Below are 17,326 nucleotides of genomic sequence, written 5' to 3' on the forward strand. Positions count from 1 at the left end.
TTAATTTGCATTAAATAAGACCTGTATTTAAATAAATGACAAATGTAAACAAAGCGTGGTAATTACAAATGTAACGTGATTAACAGTGTAAAGTATACAAATGTATATCGTTGTTTTATGGGAAAAATAGACTGTACATCTGTATAAATGAAAATAGTGGTTAAAAATTATCATGAAAATACATAATAAACACTAAACCAGTATTTAAGGGTTTTATAATAAAGTATATATTGAAAAAAATATGATGAAAAATTTGACTATCATAAATAGTATAATGCAAATTTTAATAACCTGAATAATAACCATATATGGCAATTGTATAAACCATTAGTTTAAATAAAATTCATCTTATCAGATTGTACAAACGTAACATTTATATAAATTCAATGTTTGATAGAGTGATATAATATTGTAACTTCGTAAAAAATTATGAAGGTATGAACAACCGAATTTCACTTGTCCTGAAAACCAAGGATATTAGCCCCTCACAATTAGCAGATGAGTTGGGAGTTCAACGCTCAGGAATATCTCATATTTTAAATGGCAGAAATAAGCCCAGCCTTGAATTTGTTCAAAAACTTATCAAGCGTTATCCTGATATCAGCATGCAATGGATTTTATTTGGCGAAGGGCCGATGATGAATCCGTACCCGGAGGAATCTTCACACTCTGTTAAAAAGGAATTCATCCATCTTACTGACAAGCCAAAACCCGTTTTAATGGAATTATTTAGTGATGACGAGGAAGAGGAGAGCATAGATGAGCTCCAGAAAGAGGAAAGTATCGGGGAATATGATGATAATCTCACTGATAAACAGGAAGATATAAAGCCTGAAAAATTAACCGGAAATGAGCCTGAAAAAAATGAGATGGCTCAAACTTCAGAGATAAAGTCAGAAGCTGAGATTATGCCCTTTATTTTAACCGAAAACAGGAATGAAGGCATTGGAGAGGAAGCTGCAAGCAAAAAAAATCCGGAGCAATCTGAAAAGATTGTCCGGAAAATTTCGAAAATTCTGGTTTTCTATACTGATCGCACTTTTGTCGAATACAAACCAGGTGAAGAATAGACTAGTGTCGTTCCAGTTGTGAAAAGAAAAAGGCTGCTTCAATCAGGGCATTTTCATCGCTATCTGATCCATGAACAGCATTCATTTGTACCGATTGTCCAAAAAGTTTTCTGATGGTTCCTTCTGCGGCTTCAGCAGGGTTGGTTGAACCTATCAAAGTGCGGTAATCTTCTACGGCATTTTCTTTTTCAAGCACAGCAGCCAGAACGGGACCTGAAGACATAAAATCTACTAATCCTTGATAAAAAGGCCTTTCTTTATGCACAGCATAAAAGGCTGAAGCTTGCTCATGCGTAAGTTTAACAATTTTAATCGCTGAAATTCGAAACCCACTATTGAGAATCATGTCAAGAATTTTTCCGGCATACTTGTTTTCATAAGCAGCTGGCTTAATCATGGTAAATGTAATAGAACCTGCCATAGTTGAAATTTTTTAATTGAAAATGGTAGTGTAAAGTTAAGATTTAAATCGAACTGCGCAATTAACAATAATTTCTACTTTTGTGTTCGCTAGAACAAATAATTTTAAATATACGACCTTGCACAAGTTTAACAAAGAAACACTTGAAAGTGTAAAATGCCTGTTGGATACGCCTACAGATATTGTAATTACCACACATTATAATCCTGATGGGGATGCTTTGGGTTCATCATTGGCACTGAGTAAATATCTGATAAAGAAGGGACACCGTGTTAGTACCATCATTCCCAATGACTTTCCTGATTTTTTAAAATGGATGCCTGGACATGAGGAAACCTGTATTTATTTCCATCATTCAAAAACGGCTGATGAGTTGATAGCCCGTGCTGCTGTCATTTTTTGCCTTGATTATAATGCCATTCCCCGGGTAAATTTGTTTGCTGACAGACTTTTCGAGGCTAAAGGAAAAAAGGTTTTGATTGATCATCATCTGGAGCCCGAAAATCATTTTGATTTTGCCTTATCTGTGGTGAAGACATCTTCTACATCGGAACTTATTTTTGATTTTATTGCTGCTTTAGGAGATATTGATTTAATAGACAGAGATTTGGCCATCTGTTTGTATGTGGGAATAATGACAGATACCGGTTCGTTTAGTTTTGCCTGCAATTATCCGCACACATACGAAGTGGTTTCAAAACTGGTTCAGGCCGGAGTTGATACAGAGCAGGTTCACCGTTTGGTATATGACACCTATTCTGAATGCAGGATGCGTCTTTTGGGATTTTGCTTAAGCGAGAGAATGAAAGTTATGCACGATTTTAGCACAGCTTATATCTGGTTAAGCAAAGAGGACCTGAAAAAGTTTGATTTCACACCAGGTGATACAGAAGGTGTTGTTAATTATGCACTTTCAATCAAAAATATAAGTTTTGCAGCTTTGTTTACTGAGAAAAATGACAGAATAAGAATTTCATTCCGATCAAAAGGCAGTTTTTCAGTCAATAACTTTGCGCGCGCGCATTATCAGGGCGGCGGACACCGTAATGCGGCTGGTGGCGATTCTTTTGTTACGATAGAAGAAACTCTCAAAAAATTTGAAGAGCTACTGCCAATATATAAGAACGAAATAATGAATGCGGCACGAGAAACTTCTGTTCTAAATCCGGTTACATTATGATTTTTAAGCCAGTAACTATAAACAGTTTTTGTTTTTTGGTGCTGTTGTTGGTAGTTTCCTGTAAAGGCAATAAAGAGCAATCGCCCCAGGAAACTTTTAATACTCAGGCACTTGAGCAACCATTGTTAAACGCTAATAAGCAAGCTGTAAAAGCCGAAAATGAGCAAATTGAAAATTTTCTCAGGCGTTACAACTGGAAAATGACAGCAACAGGCTCAGGGTTGCGTTATAATATCTACGTTCATGGAACCGGAGAGCAAGCTACTGCAGGAAAACTTGCTGTATTAAAGTACAGTCTGAAGCTGATAAACGGTGATGAAATATATTCTTCAGATAAAAACGGACTCAAAGAATTTATTATTGGCAGAGGAGGAGTGGAGAGTGGACTGGAAGAGGGAATATTATTCATGAGAGTAGGCGACAGAGCGAAATTTGTCATACCTTCGCACCTCGGTTTCGGATTGCTTGGCGACCAGGATAAAGTACCTCCGAAATCGACTTTAATATATGATATAGAACTGGTTGCACTTAAGTAATTTCTTGTTAAATAAACAAACCAAATTCATCAGAATGAAGTACTCAAAAACGTCTTTACTGCTCTCGATGGCAGTGTTAATTTTTGCCATATCCAGCTGTTCAAAACATCGCGGATATAAAAAAACAGATGATGGGCTGTATTATAAGTTTTATACAGAAGGAGACGACACTACTACACTTAAAACCGGTATGGTTCTTACTCTTTCGATGAAGTACAGCATTAATGATTCTGTTCTGTTTAATTCAAACACCAGCCCTGAGGCTTTTATGCTTCCACTGAGTGAACCCAGCTACAAAGGTGATATTTACACTGCCCTTGCTTTAATGTCGCCAGGCGATAGTGCCAGTTTTATTACCAGTGCAGATTCTTTTTTCCTGAAAACAATCAGAATGCCGCAAATGCCTGATTCTGCTTATATAGGTAAAGAAATTATTTTTGATGTTAAACTGATTTCTGCAAAAACTCAGGAACAGATTGAAACAGAACGTAAAGCCGAAATGGCTGTTTTGAAGTCAGAAGAAGAGACTAAACTTGCTGCTTACCTGAAAGAAAAAAATATAACAACTGCTCCTTTGGCTTCAGGCCTTATTTTTACTGAAACCAAAAAAGGCTCAGGCCAGAAACCTAAAGATGGTGATATTGCCACCATTCATTTTAAAGTTTCTGACATCAGTGGCCGGGTATTTTTCTCTTCATTTGAACAGGGCGAACCTATGCGCTGGGAAGTGGGTAAGGAATTTGATAACGCTGGTGCTACAGAAGCATTAAAACTGATGACCAAAGGTTCTAAAGCCAGTATTGTTGTGCCTTCTTCCATCGGATTCGGAGAGCAGGGCAGAGGACAAATGGTAGCTCCTTATACTACGCTGCTTTATGATCTGGAAATCCTCGATTTTATGACCAAAGCTCAATATGAAAAAGAGCAGGCTGCTGAAAAGAAAAAAGCTGAAGATGCTAAAGCAAAAGCCAAAGGTGAAGAAGCCGGAAAACTGGAAAGCTATATCAAAAACAATAAAATTACTGTTAAACCAACCGCTAGTGGATTGTACTACATTGAAACCGCAAAAGGTTCAGGCGCATCTCCTGTAAGCGGAAAAAAGGTAAAAGTTCATTATACAGGTACTTTACTTGATGGAACTAAGTTCGATTCATCAGTTGACAGAGGTCAGCCTTTTGAATTTGTGTTAGGTCAGGGTCAGGTTATTAAAGGCTGGGATGAAGGTATTGCACTTATGAAAAAAGGAGGCAAAGCCCGTTTGATTATTCCTTCCGCTATTGCTTATGGCGAAAATGGCCGTATGCCAACTATTCCGCCAAGTGCTACATTGGTATTTGATGTTGAGCTTCTGGATTTTAAATAACATTTAACTTTCATTGAAAAAGAGTCACAGGTACAACAAAACCTGTGACTCTTTTTTTTGTCTTTCAGCCATTTACAGGCTTTTTAACAGCCATTGCGGCCAACTTTGTATATTTTCTTATTCAAAGGGCAAAAGCTCGTTAAAAGCAATAAAAGAAGGGTTTTCAAGGTTTTCCTTGTTGTAAGTGAGCGGCTTTTTATCCGATAAATTTAATACGTTAATTCCAGCAAACGCCGCAATGGCATGTCCTGCAGCTGTATCCCATTCCATTGTCCGGCTACTACGTGGATAATAGTGCGCTTCTCCTTCTGCAAGTCTGCAAAATTTCAATGAACTCCCGATTTGAATCAGTTCAATTTTGGGGAATCCTGATTTTATAACAGATATTAAATCAGTTGTTTCCTGATTTAAATGCGATTTACTCACAATTATTTTGATAATTGAGGTGTTAAACGTGGTTGGCAATTTGTCGGAATGCTGAAGCAGATATTCAAATGGTTGATGGTTGATATCGCTTAAAGAAACATTTTTATGCATTTTAAAGGAACCAAAGCCTGCGAGTCCAAAATAGAGTTCTTCAGATACTGGAATATATATGACACCGATGTGAGGCTGCTGGTTTTTAATCAAAGCAATATTAACCGTAAATTGCCCGTTTCTGTTAATAAATTCTTTCGTTCCGTCAATCGGATCAATGAGCCAGTATTCATCCCATTTTTGTCGAATCTTGAATGGAACATCCTTTTCTTCTTCGCTTATTAACGGAATATTTGTTGGGAGCAAGCTGTTGCAGATATGTTTATTTGCAGCTATATCAGCTGATGTCAGAGGGCTGGCATCCTCTTTATAGGTGATTTCATAATTATTTGAGTAATATTCCAGGATGATTCGCCCTGCTTCAACCGATGTCCGGATAGCAATTTTTAATAGTGCTGAATAGTCTGAATTATTCATTTGATTATTGATTGAATTTTAAAGACTAAGGGTGTAATTTTTGGCATTTTTAGTTCATTCGGGCTTAATTAAAATAATCGTTTTTCAATTGTTCAATGGTAAGCTCAATGGTGTGGATTGTTGCTTTTACCAGTTCTTCAATTTCGTCGTGAGCAATGCCATTTTTTGAGTTATGTTCAAGTAATTCAACACTATTGATTACTTGCTTGATTTTATATTGCTTAACAGTTGACTTGATTGAATGGGCAATCCTTGAAATTTTTTCATATTCTTTATTCCGGACAGCAGTGCTCAGTTGATGAAGATAATCAGGCATATATTTTAGAAAAGCATTTATTAAGTCTTTCAATGCACTTTCATCCGTTCCAATAAATTGAATTAAACCTGAAAGATCGTACAAGCGGTCAGAAGTGGCATTTGCTTTCTGATTCTGAATCATGGGCCTGAAGTTTACAATATCCCTGATGGTGGATTGAAACACTTCCGGCGATGTAATATCTTTATTTAAAATACCGGCAAATAAACAACTGCAGTTCAGTGTATTTGAATCAACTGTGTAAGCAATTATCGTGTTAGTTCTTTGAAAATCATTTCCAAAAACAGCACCTAAATCTGCTCCGAATTTATCAACATCAGCTAAAATAAAATCGTAACTATTGTTATCAATCAGATAGTTTGCTTCATCAAGATTGCACGTAAAGACTGATTTAATATTTGCATTTGATAATAATTCAGCAATTATGTGTTGTAGTTTGTCTTCGGAAATAAACAAGGCGCTCATTCCTGATAATCCGTTATTTTTATAGATGGATGTCAGGTTTTCAGAAACTTGAGGAATATTTAAATTTGAAAAAATGGTGAATAAAAGTTTATCCTGTTCATAAGGTTTTGAAATAAAAGCATTCATTCCGGCTTGCAGAGATTCTTCAATTGACTCCTTGATAGCTTCACCTGAAAGTGCGATAATAGGGGTATGAATGTTTAACTGATCACGAATTATTTTGGTTGCTGATATGCCATCCATCACAGGCATTCTGATATCCATCAGGATTATATCAAATTCATGACCATTTTGCAGCAATTCAACGGCCTTTTTACCATTTTCGGCAACTGTAATATTCCATCCCTTTAAACTAACTTTTCCTATTTCAAGCTGATATGGATCGTCATCTACAATCAGAACTTTAATTTTTTCAGTAAATTCAGCTGTTAATACTGAGGCTGAAATCAGATAGGGCGGGTACTTTTGCTCGCCCTTCTCAAAGGTTAAATTAAACCGAAAAGTAGTTCCTGCACCGGGTTTACTTTCCATCTCAAGCTTTCCGCCCAACAGTGATATAAAATGTTTTGAAATGGATAATCCTAATCCAAGGCCCCCGGTGTTCCTGTTAATTTTCTCATCTTCCTGTCCAAAGTATTGTAAAACTTTTTCGAAGTTGGAATTGTCAATCCCTTTTCCGGTATCTGAAATACAAAAGTTAATCTTAATTTGCTCATCAGTGGTGTCTTCAATTTCAGCAGAAAAGGTGACAAAGCCCTTCTCTGTAAAAATTATGGCATTTGAGATTAAATAATTTATAATGTGATTTAATTTGTCTTTATCTCCCAAAATTATGGAAACTGAAGGTAGGTTCACGTTAAACTTAAGAACCAACTCTTTATTGGTTGCAAGTACTTGAAATTTATCTTCAATGTTTTTTAGCAGTTCAATGATATCAAATGGTTGATTGTCAATGTTTAATTGATTAAAGTATATGTTGCTGAATTGCAATACTTTTCTGATGACATCGAAGAGCGAATTTTCAGATTTGTGGATAATTTCAAGGTAATTTCGCTGAGTTGCGTCGAGCGTGGTTTTTTTTAACAAGTCAGAATATCCGAGTATTAAGCTAAATGGACTTCTAATCTCATGATTAATTGTAGCTAAAATCCTCTTTCTGAAGTCAAATGGATTGTTTTGAAAATTTTGTGTAAAACTCAATAATTCAGGGTCCACAGTATTGGTTTCAGTTTTTGTGGAGGTATGAAAACTATTCAATAAAGAAGTTTTAAACTTTTCAATCAGTAGTTTCAGATTCTCTGTATCAGTTGCGCCGAAAATAGATTCATTTTTACTGAAAAGCCCTTTTTTTGATTGAATTACAGCTAATTGAATGAATCCGATTCCTTCAACAGGGATGATATAATGTAAATTCTTTTCTTCGGGAAAAAAGTCGGGAAGCATATTAATTTCCTGAGCATCATTATGATAAATCAGGAATGGCCGTTTGTGGATGTCATTCGTCAGAAAGCTACTCTTGATTTCCAAACCGGTTGAGAATAAACTGTCAGGGTATATAGAGTAAAGAACACAAGCGTTTAAGTGGTTAGAATCACGATTGAAGAAGCTTTTATAAAGATAAAAACATGCAAATCTCGAATGAGTTTGTTCTACAATTGCTTGAAGAAAGTTAAAGATATTTTTTTCCGGCTCAGCAGAACTTTCAATGGACAATGCCATTTTAAAAAACGCTTCATGTAATTGTTGGGCCATGTTCAGATTTTTAAGCTAAACTCCAAAGATAAGAATTGAATCAGATATTTTGAAATGGGGAAACACATTTTGGATGATTGATTATATGCTGGTGATAAATTATTGGTCTTGGAATAGAGAAATTAGTTTATTACATTCGTCAATGATTATCCGGTTATTTTCTTCAACCGGTATTTGGGAGATAATATTTAAATCATGCGTAACACAACTTACCGGAAAATGTTTTTGATCATATTCTTCATAGGTATTATATTTATATTGAGTGTGCTGGTAATCAGAAATATGGGAAAATATCTGGTTTACGGGCAACCTGCCGTAAAATCCGATTTAATTGTGATTTTGCTTGGCCCTGTTCCCGACCGGGCATTGCAGGCCTATCAGCTATATCACGAAGGTTATGCTACAAGGATAGTATTTGCCAATGAGTTTCAATATGGTTCTGATCAACTCGAACCTTACGGAATCAGGCTTGAGAATACCTCATCCATATTAAAGCGCACTTTAGTCAGTCTTGGCGTTCCTGATACGAATATAACCATTCTTGATAAAGTAACTGCCAGCACCCAGGAGGAAGCATTGGCGTTAACTGAATATCTAAAATCATCAGAAAAAATAAAGTCTGTTTTGATTGTTACATCAAGCTATCATTCAAGGCGAACCAGTAAAATATTTCAAAAGGCATTCGACAAAAATATGCTTCATGTAAGCATTATTTCATGTCCAAGTAAGTATACCGACTTTGATCAGTCGAAATGGTGGAGAGACAGAGACAGTGCCAAAATGGTGATTCTGGAGTATTTAAAACTGATGAATTATTATTTCATTGAGCAGTTTAAGATATAAAAGTTCCCGACAATGTATGTTAAGTTCCATATTTTCTTTCAAGCATCTGATATTTGTCCAGAATATCTTTTATATCCTTCCATTTAATATCATTAAAAAGCTTATCAATAAAGTAAAGCCTTGCATAGGCACACTGTAAAGGAATAAAATTGCTCAGCAAATTAGCGCCACCTGTTCTAATCACAAGATCAACCGGTGTATTTATCCAGAGTTTATCTAGAAAAAGTTCATGTTTCGCATTATTTAAAAGTGCTTGCTCTATTTCATCGAGAGGGTTATAGGCAATACACAAATTAAGCGTGGCTGAATTGAATGCGCTGGTTTGTTCTTCCACTCTTCTAATTGAATCCTGAAACTTAAGGGGCAAAAGTTCTCTTTTCCCAGCAATTTTAACTTTTAGTTTTTTGTTGAGAGCTATATTCAAAATTTCATGAGGGAATGCTTCCTCAGAAACTTCATTAAAAGCGTTTACCTCTTGTTCAATTCTGTTAAAGTTTTCCTTACTTGAGAGATAGAGACTGATTTCTTTAAAACCATAATCAAGCAAATTGCCTGTTATTTCAGCCAAAAGGTTTCGGGTTAGTTTATATGAATCGCTAAGTGAAATGTTATGGCACTTTGACCATCGACGTCCACCATCAGGAATGATGCCTATATGGGTAGGATTTTGGCGGGAATCTGGATGAAACTCATCGGATGTTACCATAAATGAATTTGTATAAAATTATATTGATCTATCTGTAGATCACAAATTTAATGAATGTTCTTAGAATTCGGAATAAGTTTATATAACCTACCTTGTATTTGTATAAAAACAAACAGCCGCATGATAACGGCTGTTTGTTTTTGGGAGGATTATTTTCCAGCCTGATAAATATTTTGAGTTGTTCTGTAGCCTGGATTGTTCACGTACCAGTCCATATAGCTGTATCCGCCGCTTTGAACCCAGTTTCCAAAAACATTGTGTGCGGTAATGATATTTCTTTTTTCCAAAGGATATGCGAAATCTTCAGGAAGATTCATAGCCCAGGGCAGATTTGTTTTTGATTTATAATACTTTCCTGTTGAAAGATTGGTATCGTCGTCAAATGTCCCAAAATAGGATGCATCAGCAAGACTGGTTGGTGCATACCCGGGCAGGTGAACTTCTCGGCCTCTGGTTTTATTTACAATAAGAAACGGGTTAAAAGGGGGAAGCCCGATGGCTTGCATTGTTTGAGGCGTTGAGAGGTTGATAGTAACTGTAATTGACTTTGGAGTAATGTATTCCATATCTTCTTTGGTATTAACATACCCCTGGGATATATTGTCAAAAAGATTATAAGTGTTATCAAAAGGAATGATAGTAGCTTTGTTTTGACCCGATTCCGTATTATTTGATGATAAGGAGATGATATTTTCGGTGTGGTTGAATCCAGAGACATTTGCAACAGCGGAAGGCGGAATATTGAGCTGAAAGCCAAATCCATTCTTAAATCCGGCACCAATTGCCTCTATCGTGTTGGTAGAAACAATATCAACTACTTTATTATTGGCATTTGTAATCTGATTTATCTGATAACTAATCACAAGATCGTTAAAGTCATAATCTCCTTTTTCGGGCCATAAATCTTCAAAGGCAAAACTTCCAAATTGGGTTCGGCCAGGGTAATAATTGTTGAAGGCTCTGGAAGCATCGTTCGGATAATCATCCATTACATCAAACACACCATCACCGTCAGAATCTATCAGATTGGGGTCTACAAAAGGCATATTTGAATTATCAATGGCTTCAACCGGGTTTGAAGTGACATAAAACACGGCATCATTAAAATCGTTATCACCTCCGGCAGTGCGATTAACATCTTCAAAACCAATTAGGTATATTTGACGTTCTGCATCAAAAAGCAGTACATTGTGCTGGCGTTTTTCAGCAGTTGTTTCGGGATTAAAACTTGGATTGGAATAATAATGCGCTGCACCCGTATTTACACCTGAGCCTGTATAACCATTGGCAATTAATACCCAGCCTATACCTGTGTTAGCAGGAAACTGGCCCAAATATACCTTATCGCCAGAAACTAGTCCTCCACCACTGTTTAATAGTGAAAAATTAGGAAAAGCAATGGTGATTTGTGAAATCTGATTTTTATTGGTGGGTGGATTGTTCACGTCATACGTATAAAAGGCAACTGCACTGCGGAATGCAGCACCTTCATGAACACAAGTTAACCATACATCGGCTGTTTCCAGAAGTTTGATATCAGTTTGGTTTAAGTTGGCCAGATATTCAGGATGATATACTGGTACCGGAGATCTTTCGGGAAGTGCTGCATTAATATCAGCCAGCATGGAAGCACTAATGTTATCGCGCGGATTTACTAAACACTGAGGTACTCCGCTTGAATTAAACGCACAAAGGTAATTGTAGTTTGCATCAATGCTTTTAATTTCAAAATTGCTTTTAAAACTGTTAAGTTGGGGTATTCCTCCAATGGTAGCCAGAATTGTATTGTTTGTTATTTGTGCTTCGGTTACTGTTGGCAAGCCTATATAATGGGTAACCAAATATAATTTATTCGTAATAAAACTCACTGGATAATCCATCTCGAGTATTCCCTGGTTGTTTGTAATACCGGTAATAATCAGATTTCCATCTTCAGTTTCTTCATTATAATCGCTGTAAATTTCGACCCTGACGCCCGGCATTGCGTGTCCAGTAGCATCCTGAGTAAAAATTTTAATATTACACCCTCCACTCATTTCATAATTGAAGTTGTCAGCTATCACCAACTCATCCAATGAGGTTATGGGTACAGGTTTGTCTTCTGCTGATTCTTTGTTACAAGATATCAGCATACTTAAAGCCCAAAATGAAAGAATAAAACCGGAGATTCGATATAAGTTGTTCATTTTTTTTTCTTTTTTTTTACAATTTCAATTAGTGTGCCAGTTTGTTTAAATTACATTTTTACAAGGAGTTAGGTGTTTTTATTATTGAAAAAATGTTTCTAAACGGGAAAATGTCCCATTTTGAGTCTGATTTAATGTTCCAGCGCAGTTTCATTGGGGTGGTGATTTTTATACTTGAAATTTTTAGACCAGGTTATGGCTGGTTTTTCAATTAGCAGAAAAAAGAGCCAGGCAGCAAAGATTGATATTGCCAATGCAACGAAAACCATTAAATCCCTTACCAGAGGATGATGAACAAAATTTTCAGTAAGATTAATTATTCTTCCACCAATAGGAATATGAACCAGGTAAAGAGAATAGGAAATATTTCCAAGAAACCTGGATATTCGTCCTGAGTACTCGAAGTAGGTAATGAAAAAATAGGGCAGAAGTGCAGCAATGAGATACCTTTTATCAAATTTAGCAAAAATCAGCATCAAGGTAATCAGCAATAAGGTTCCAAATTCACTTTTGCTTAAGTATCCAATGCGGAATTGAAACAACAAAATACCAACGATAAACAGGAGGCTGTAATTAAAGATAAAACTGTGCTGACCAATGTAAAAGCCTGACAATCCAAAAAGAGCGAGGAATATGAAGGCGTCTTTTTTATTTTTGGAAATCAGCAAAGGGAAAACCAGGGCAATGATAATGTAATATTGAAATTCAATGGCAAGTGTCCAGTAAACGTCGTTGAACCACGGGAAATCAAAAAAAGCATTCAGATATCCCAAATGAAGGAATAGCACAGTGAAGTCAATATTAAATAAAGCTCCGCGATAGAATGGGAAAAGGGTACTTAACCAGTTTAAAAATAAAACAAGAATGATACTGAGCAAATAGGGCGGTTCAATTCTGATAAACCTTTTTGACAAAAAAGTTCCTATGTTGCGAATGTTGTAATTTGCCCTGTGCATTGCATAGGGAATTACGAACCCTGAAATGACAAAGAAGACATCGACACCCAAAAAACCATAACGGCCAGTTTTGTAAAGTAAATTGCTTTCAGCAAGGAGATTGGGGTTGCCATGGGTAAAATGAAAGTAGCAAACTGCAATGGCAGCTAGTCCCCTAAGCATGTCGATTGACGTAAGATATCCCAGTTTATCTTTTCCCATTACCTGTTTAACCTTGTTTTAGGTTGAATTTGAGATTAAATTAAAGTATTTACTGGCCACAGCAGTATTTGTATTAAAAATGTAGCCGAAGGGTGGCTCGAACCGGGCATTAAAGCTGATACCACATAGGTCTATTGAAAAATCTGCAGATTGTAATGCTTTAGAATGGATATTTTTTACTGATTTTTTTTCTGTGAATAAAAGAGCCGCGTCGAGCAAGCCAATAAGTTCGTGCTGGCTGGTATAAAGCGGCCTGTATTTTGGATAAATGGCAGGTATTTTAACATAAGAAATAAGCGAAGGATCCAGGGTGAGATGTTTAAATAATTGCTCGTAAATTATACCAAACCGATTGGTTTTAAATATAAACTTTCGGTTTATTATACTATTAAATCCTCTGAAACCGCACGCAACATCAGGTAGCTCAACATTAAAAATTTGTTTGGTCAACATGATGGCAAATAAATTTGATGCAATTTTTGATTCCGGAATATTTTCCAAATCAGAGAATCTGTTTCCTATAACAATGGAACCATTTTGCAGTTTTCCGATAAAATCATCGATATACCCGGGAGGATGCTGGCCGTCACTATCCAGTGTAATAATGTGTGTGCATTTTAATCTGTCAGCATATGCAAGTATATGAATATAAAAATTCGCTAATCCTTTATTGGATGGAATGGTTATAAAATTGAATTGAGAACTTTTTATTAATTCCAAAGAATTATCCGTACTTCCATCATCGAAGAACAAGATGTTGTTTTTCCATTTTTTCAAACCTGCAAACAGGCAGGGGAGGTTTTTCCCTTCATTAAAAACCGGAATAGCTATTAATGGATTTAAATCCATACTTCTGTCTATTTCATTTATAAATAAATTGAGTAATTTTTCGCAAATTCTTGAATACCAAAGTAAATATGCTTCCAAAGTGATTATCCTTTATTGCCTGATAATCCTCTTTTGATTTACGGATAATATTTTTTAGGCTTCTGTTGCTGGCTCCTCCGACTCTCATTTTTACCATTACCTCAGGCAAATACATGGTTGAAATCCTGTATTTACCGAGAAAGCGAAGCATGGTGTCATAATCAGCTGCTATACGGTAGTTAATATTAAAAACACCATATTTTTCATATACTGAGCGTTTAACATAAAAAGTAGGATGAGGTGGCATCCAGCCACATTTAAGGTTTCTTATGCTAAAATTTCCTGATTTCCAGTATCTTAATACTTTGCTTGTGTCTTCCTTATAAACATATTCCAGGTCGCCGTAAATTGAATCAGTATGATGGGTTTGAAAGACATGGGCAACTTTTTCAAGAATCTGGTTATTGGCAAATAAATCGTCAGAATGCATAAATCCAATAACATCTCCGGTTGCCATTCCAATGCCTTTATTAAGCGCATCATAAATACCCTTATCCGGTTCGCTTACAAATTTCGTAATCTTATCACCATAAGATTTGATAATGTCAACCGTCTTATCTTTGGATAATCCATCAACAATGATATACTCAATGTCGGGATATGATTGAGACAGCACTGAATTAATGGCGTCATGAATTGAATTTGCACTGTTGTATGCAATGGTAATGACCGAAATTTTCATAGCAGATATTTTTGCTTAATCTATGATTCTATCTTTAACTGCAATGGCTGGGTTGCCTTGGTATATGCGGTAAGCATCCAGATTTTTTGTGGCAACAGAATTAACAGCCAGTACACTGTGCGATTTGCAGATAACTCCCGGGCATACAATACTGAAAGCCCCTATCCACGCACCATCCTCAAGATGAATGGGTTTGGTAATCAGATCAAAAGTTGTTTTGGTGAAATTGTGATTGCCACATAACAACATGGCGCCCTGAGAAACGCAGCAATGGTCTCCGATGGTTACCCGGTCAAGATTGTCTATCCATGCTTTTTCGCCAATCCAACTATAATTGCCGATAGACAGTTTCCATGGATATTTGATATTAACAGCAGGCTTTATAACAACACCTTTTCCAATTTTTGCCCCAAAAGCCCTTAATAAACTTACTTTTATTCGGCTAATTGGGTTTAGGGGATTGATAAAGAAAAGGATATTGATTAAATACCATAATCCTCTTTTTACCGCTCCGGCGCCAGTATTATACGAGCCTGTTGTGTAAATGGAAAGGTCAGTTTTGTTCATCTTCAAACAGTCTGATGTTTTGATTAAGAATGTCTTTGTTTTTCAGAAATTCATCAGCAATTTCAAGCGCTTTTTGAGACAGAACATTAAAATTTTGCTGAGAAAGGGCTGCCATTGCATTTATTTTACTCACAAAAAGGTGCTTATTGTCAAGCGGCAAGTCCCAGCCAACCTGTTTGTTTTCCAGATTCAGCCAAGGGGTTTTATCGCTGATTAATACGGGGGTTGCAGCCAGGAAACTTTCCAGAATTATATGGCCAAAGTTTTCACCTGTTGTAGGCATAAACATAAAATGATAATTACTTAATGTGTCAAGCACTTTTTCGCCTGGCAGGCTTCCATGGTACTTAACAGTAACGTTATCAGGTAGTTTGGCAATAATTTCCTGGCATTCTTTCCAATAGGCATCGTTGTAAACAGGGCCATAAATATCATAGATTATTTTTCCCTGATGGCATTCCTGCAGAATCTCCAGTGCAAACCGGGTGTTTTTTTCTGGTGAAATTCTGGCGATTGAAACGAGCTTAAGTTCATGCTCATGTTTAACTCTTGGATACCACTCTTTCAGAATCACCTTCATGGGCAGTTCTTCTGCAACAATAACGTTGGATGTTTTGCCAATTGTTATTCTGATATCATTGGCCTCAGCTTCATTTGCAGCGTGAAAAACAACACCTTTATAAAACCCTGTTAACCTGGCCATTTGAATAAAAAGATTTTTCTTAAACCCTTTTACTGATAATGAATGCCTGCCCAGCATCCCGTGCGACGTTATTACAATTCTTTTAGTTCCTTTCCTTTTAGCCAGTATAACAGGCAGAATTGAAAAGTTAAAGGAATAGATTCCATGGATATATACCGCATCAAAATGAGTTGAAAAGACAATTTCTTTCAGGTTTGCGTATGATATTTTATCTGATGAAAGATAATATACATCAGCATTGGGTGCTATTTTATTCCATTTGTTGCTTTCTACCGAATCATAAGGAACTGTTTCGCAGTAGTCAGTATCTCTTGTAACTATTTTGAAATGGTAAATTCCTTCAAGATGTGCAACCTGGTTGGCAAATGCCTTAAGAGTTCCACCTGCTCTGTAACCAGGAAGATACCAGTCAATAAATGATAGGATTATTTTCATGTTCCTGATTTTATTTGTTTATGGGCTCAGAAATCATTTTTCGATACAGCGCAGCATATTTTTCAGCAATATTAGCTGGCAAAAACCGTTTTACATTTTCTTTACCGGCTTCAATTAGATTATTTCTAACTGATTCGTTTTCAATTATTTTCACAATTGCATTCCTTATCTCACTCACATTGGTGGGCTCAACCAGCAGGGCGGCATTTCCTGCAACTTCAGGCATTGAAGTTACAGTTGAAGTGATAACTGGTCTTCCAATGGCATTTGCTTCAATAATTGGCAAACCAAACCCTTCATAAAGAGATACAAAAGATACAATATCTGCTTCCTGATATCTCTTTATTACGTGTTGATAGGGAAGACTAAAATAGTTTTCAAAATCTATTTTATACTTTTCAAGAAGTTGGGTTTGATGTTCCCTCAGATGTCCTAATATGGTGAGCTTTACATTAAGTCCGCTGATGGCTTCAATCAATCGTTCAAGATTCTTGTTATGAGCTGTTCCAACATGCAGAATATTGGGTTTGCTCTTATTAAATTCTTTGTGATGGTATTTAATGGCAGGCGAAATGGCATTATGAATTACCTTTACTTTATCAGGATTTATTTTGATTATTTTCAACAGTTCCTGTTTGGTAAACTCCGAGATAACTGTGATGTATCTGACCCTTTTTGAGGGTAAGGTAAACCAGAAGAACTTAATGATAAACCGGGATATTCCTTTCAGTCTTTTTAATACTTCCAGGTCATGAATGGTAAGCACAGTTTGTTTTTTTTTCATAAACAAAGCGATAAAATGCACATCACCGGTGATGTGGTTTACATCGCCTTGTTTATTTATAACTTCAAAGCAACTTGCCATTCGTTTCACAATCCCTTTACTTGGATTTTTCAGGTAATAATTAGTAGAATGAATATCAGAAGGTAAGGCAGATTGAATAAACCCGAAGAGTTCTTCGATGCTGAAATAATCGGTAAACGGTTTTCTGAAAAAGTAAACAATATGGTTCTTTTTAGTCTCCATGATAAAGCTGTTTGCTTTTATTTAATAGAGAAAAGC

Annotated in this window: 16 protein-coding genes; 5 read left to right on the top strand and 11 right to left on the bottom strand. The window is 36.2% G+C overall.

The window, feature by feature from the left end:
• The first annotated feature begins 437 nt into the window (after positions 1–437).
• On the top strand, positions 438–1,070 hold the full coding sequence (locus tag H6541_05665; protein ID MCB9015265.1) for a helix-turn-helix transcriptional regulator: 633 nt from the start codon (positions 438–440) through the stop codon (positions 1,068–1,070).
• Position 1,071: 1 nt separating this feature from the next.
• Here the strand turns inward: H6541_05665 and ndk are convergent, their stop codons facing one another.
• Positions 1,072–1,491, bottom strand: a complete 420-nt coding sequence (gene ndk / locus H6541_05670; protein ID MCB9015266.1) for a nucleoside-diphosphate kinase — start codon at positions 1,489–1,491, stop codon at positions 1,072–1,074.
• Between the two features lie 118 nt (positions 1,492–1,609).
• On the opposite strand from ndk, the gene H6541_05675 reads away from it, so the two are divergent.
• The 3 genes from H6541_05675 to H6541_05685 are packed head-to-tail and all read left to right on the top strand — an operon-like array spanning position 1,610 to position 4,570.
• Entirely contained in the window at positions 1,610–2,671 is a 1,062-nt protein-coding gene (locus tag H6541_05675; protein MCB9015267.1) for a DHH family phosphoesterase, read from the top strand.
• On the top strand, positions 2,668–3,207 hold the full coding sequence (locus tag H6541_05680; protein ID MCB9015268.1) for an FKBP-type peptidyl-prolyl cis-trans isomerase: 540 nt from the start codon (positions 2,668–2,670) through the stop codon (positions 3,205–3,207). Before H6541_05675 ends, H6541_05680 begins: the two co-directional genes overlap by 4 nt.
• 34 nt (positions 3,208–3,241) lie before the next feature.
• Positions 3,242–4,570 carry an FKBP-type peptidyl-prolyl cis-trans isomerase gene (locus tag H6541_05685; GenBank protein ID MCB9015269.1) on the top strand — a complete coding sequence of 443 codons (1,329 nt, stop codon included), beginning with the start codon at positions 3,242–3,244 and terminating at the stop codon, positions 4,568–4,570.
• 117 nt (positions 4,571–4,687) lie between these two features.
• Here the strand turns inward: H6541_05685 and cysQ are convergent, their stop codons facing one another.
• The gene (gene cysQ / locus H6541_05690) at positions 4,688–5,524 is read right to left on the bottom strand and encodes a 3'(2'),5'-bisphosphate nucleotidase CysQ (GenBank protein MCB9015270.1); all 837 of its coding nucleotides are present in this window, start codon (positions 5,522–5,524) and stop codon (positions 4,688–4,690) included.
• A gap of 64 nt (positions 5,525–5,588) precedes the next feature.
• Positions 5,589–8,057, bottom strand: a complete 2,469-nt coding sequence (locus H6541_05695; GenBank protein MCB9015271.1) for a response regulator — start codon at positions 8,055–8,057, stop codon at positions 5,589–5,591.
• A gap of 195 nt (positions 8,058–8,252) precedes the next feature.
• On the opposite strand from H6541_05695, the gene H6541_05700 reads away from it, so the two are divergent.
• Entirely contained in the window at positions 8,253–8,900 is a 648-nt protein-coding gene (locus H6541_05700; protein ID MCB9015272.1) for a YdcF family protein, read from the top strand.
• Positions 8,901–8,919: 19 nt separating this feature from the next.
• Here H6541_05700 and uppS read toward each other — a convergent pair whose 3' ends face one another.
• The 8 genes from uppS to H6541_05740 all read right to left on the bottom strand — a co-directional run bounded on the left by uppS (position 8,920) and on the right by H6541_05740 (position 17,290).
• Positions 8,920–9,606: a di-trans,poly-cis-decaprenylcistransferase gene (uppS, locus tag H6541_05705; GenBank protein MCB9015273.1), complete on the bottom strand. Its 687-nt coding sequence runs from the start codon at positions 9,604–9,606 to the stop codon at positions 8,920–8,922.
• 149 nt (positions 9,607–9,755) lie between these two features.
• Entirely contained in the window at positions 9,756–11,792 is a 2,037-nt protein-coding gene (locus tag H6541_05710; protein MCB9015274.1) for an LruC domain-containing protein, read from the bottom strand.
• Between the two features lie 131 nt (positions 11,793–11,923).
• On the bottom strand, positions 11,924–12,949 hold the full coding sequence (locus H6541_05715) for an acyltransferase (GenBank protein ID MCB9015275.1): 1,026 nt from the start codon (positions 12,947–12,949) through the stop codon (positions 11,924–11,926).
• An 18-nt stretch (positions 12,950–12,967) separates the two neighbouring features.
• Entirely contained in the window at positions 12,968–13,798 is an 831-nt protein-coding gene (locus H6541_05720; GenBank protein ID MCB9015276.1) for a glycosyltransferase family 2 protein, read from the bottom strand.
• Between the two features lie 13 nt (positions 13,799–13,811).
• Entirely contained in the window at positions 13,812–14,558 is a 747-nt protein-coding gene (locus H6541_05725) for a glycosyltransferase (GenBank protein MCB9015277.1), read from the bottom strand.
• 15 nt (positions 14,559–14,573) lie between these two features.
• Positions 14,574–15,125, bottom strand: a complete 552-nt coding sequence (gene wcaF / locus H6541_05730) for a colanic acid biosynthesis acetyltransferase WcaF (protein ID MCB9015278.1) — start codon at positions 15,123–15,125, stop codon at positions 14,574–14,576.
• Entirely contained in the window at positions 15,112–16,263 is a 1,152-nt protein-coding gene (locus tag H6541_05735) for a glycosyltransferase family 4 protein (protein ID MCB9015279.1), read from the bottom strand. Before H6541_05735 ends, wcaF begins: the two co-directional genes overlap by 14 nt.
• Positions 16,264–16,273: 10 nt before the next feature.
• Positions 16,274–17,290 carry a glycosyltransferase family 4 protein gene (locus tag H6541_05740; protein ID MCB9015280.1) on the bottom strand — a complete coding sequence of 339 codons (1,017 nt, stop codon included), beginning with the start codon at positions 17,288–17,290 and terminating at the stop codon, positions 16,274–16,276.
• Positions 17,291–17,326: the final 36 nt, after the last annotated feature.

Source organism: Lentimicrobiaceae bacterium (assembly GCA_020636745.1).
Lineage (GTDB): Bacteria > Bacteroidota > Bacteroidia > Bacteroidales > Lentimicrobiaceae > Lentimicrobium.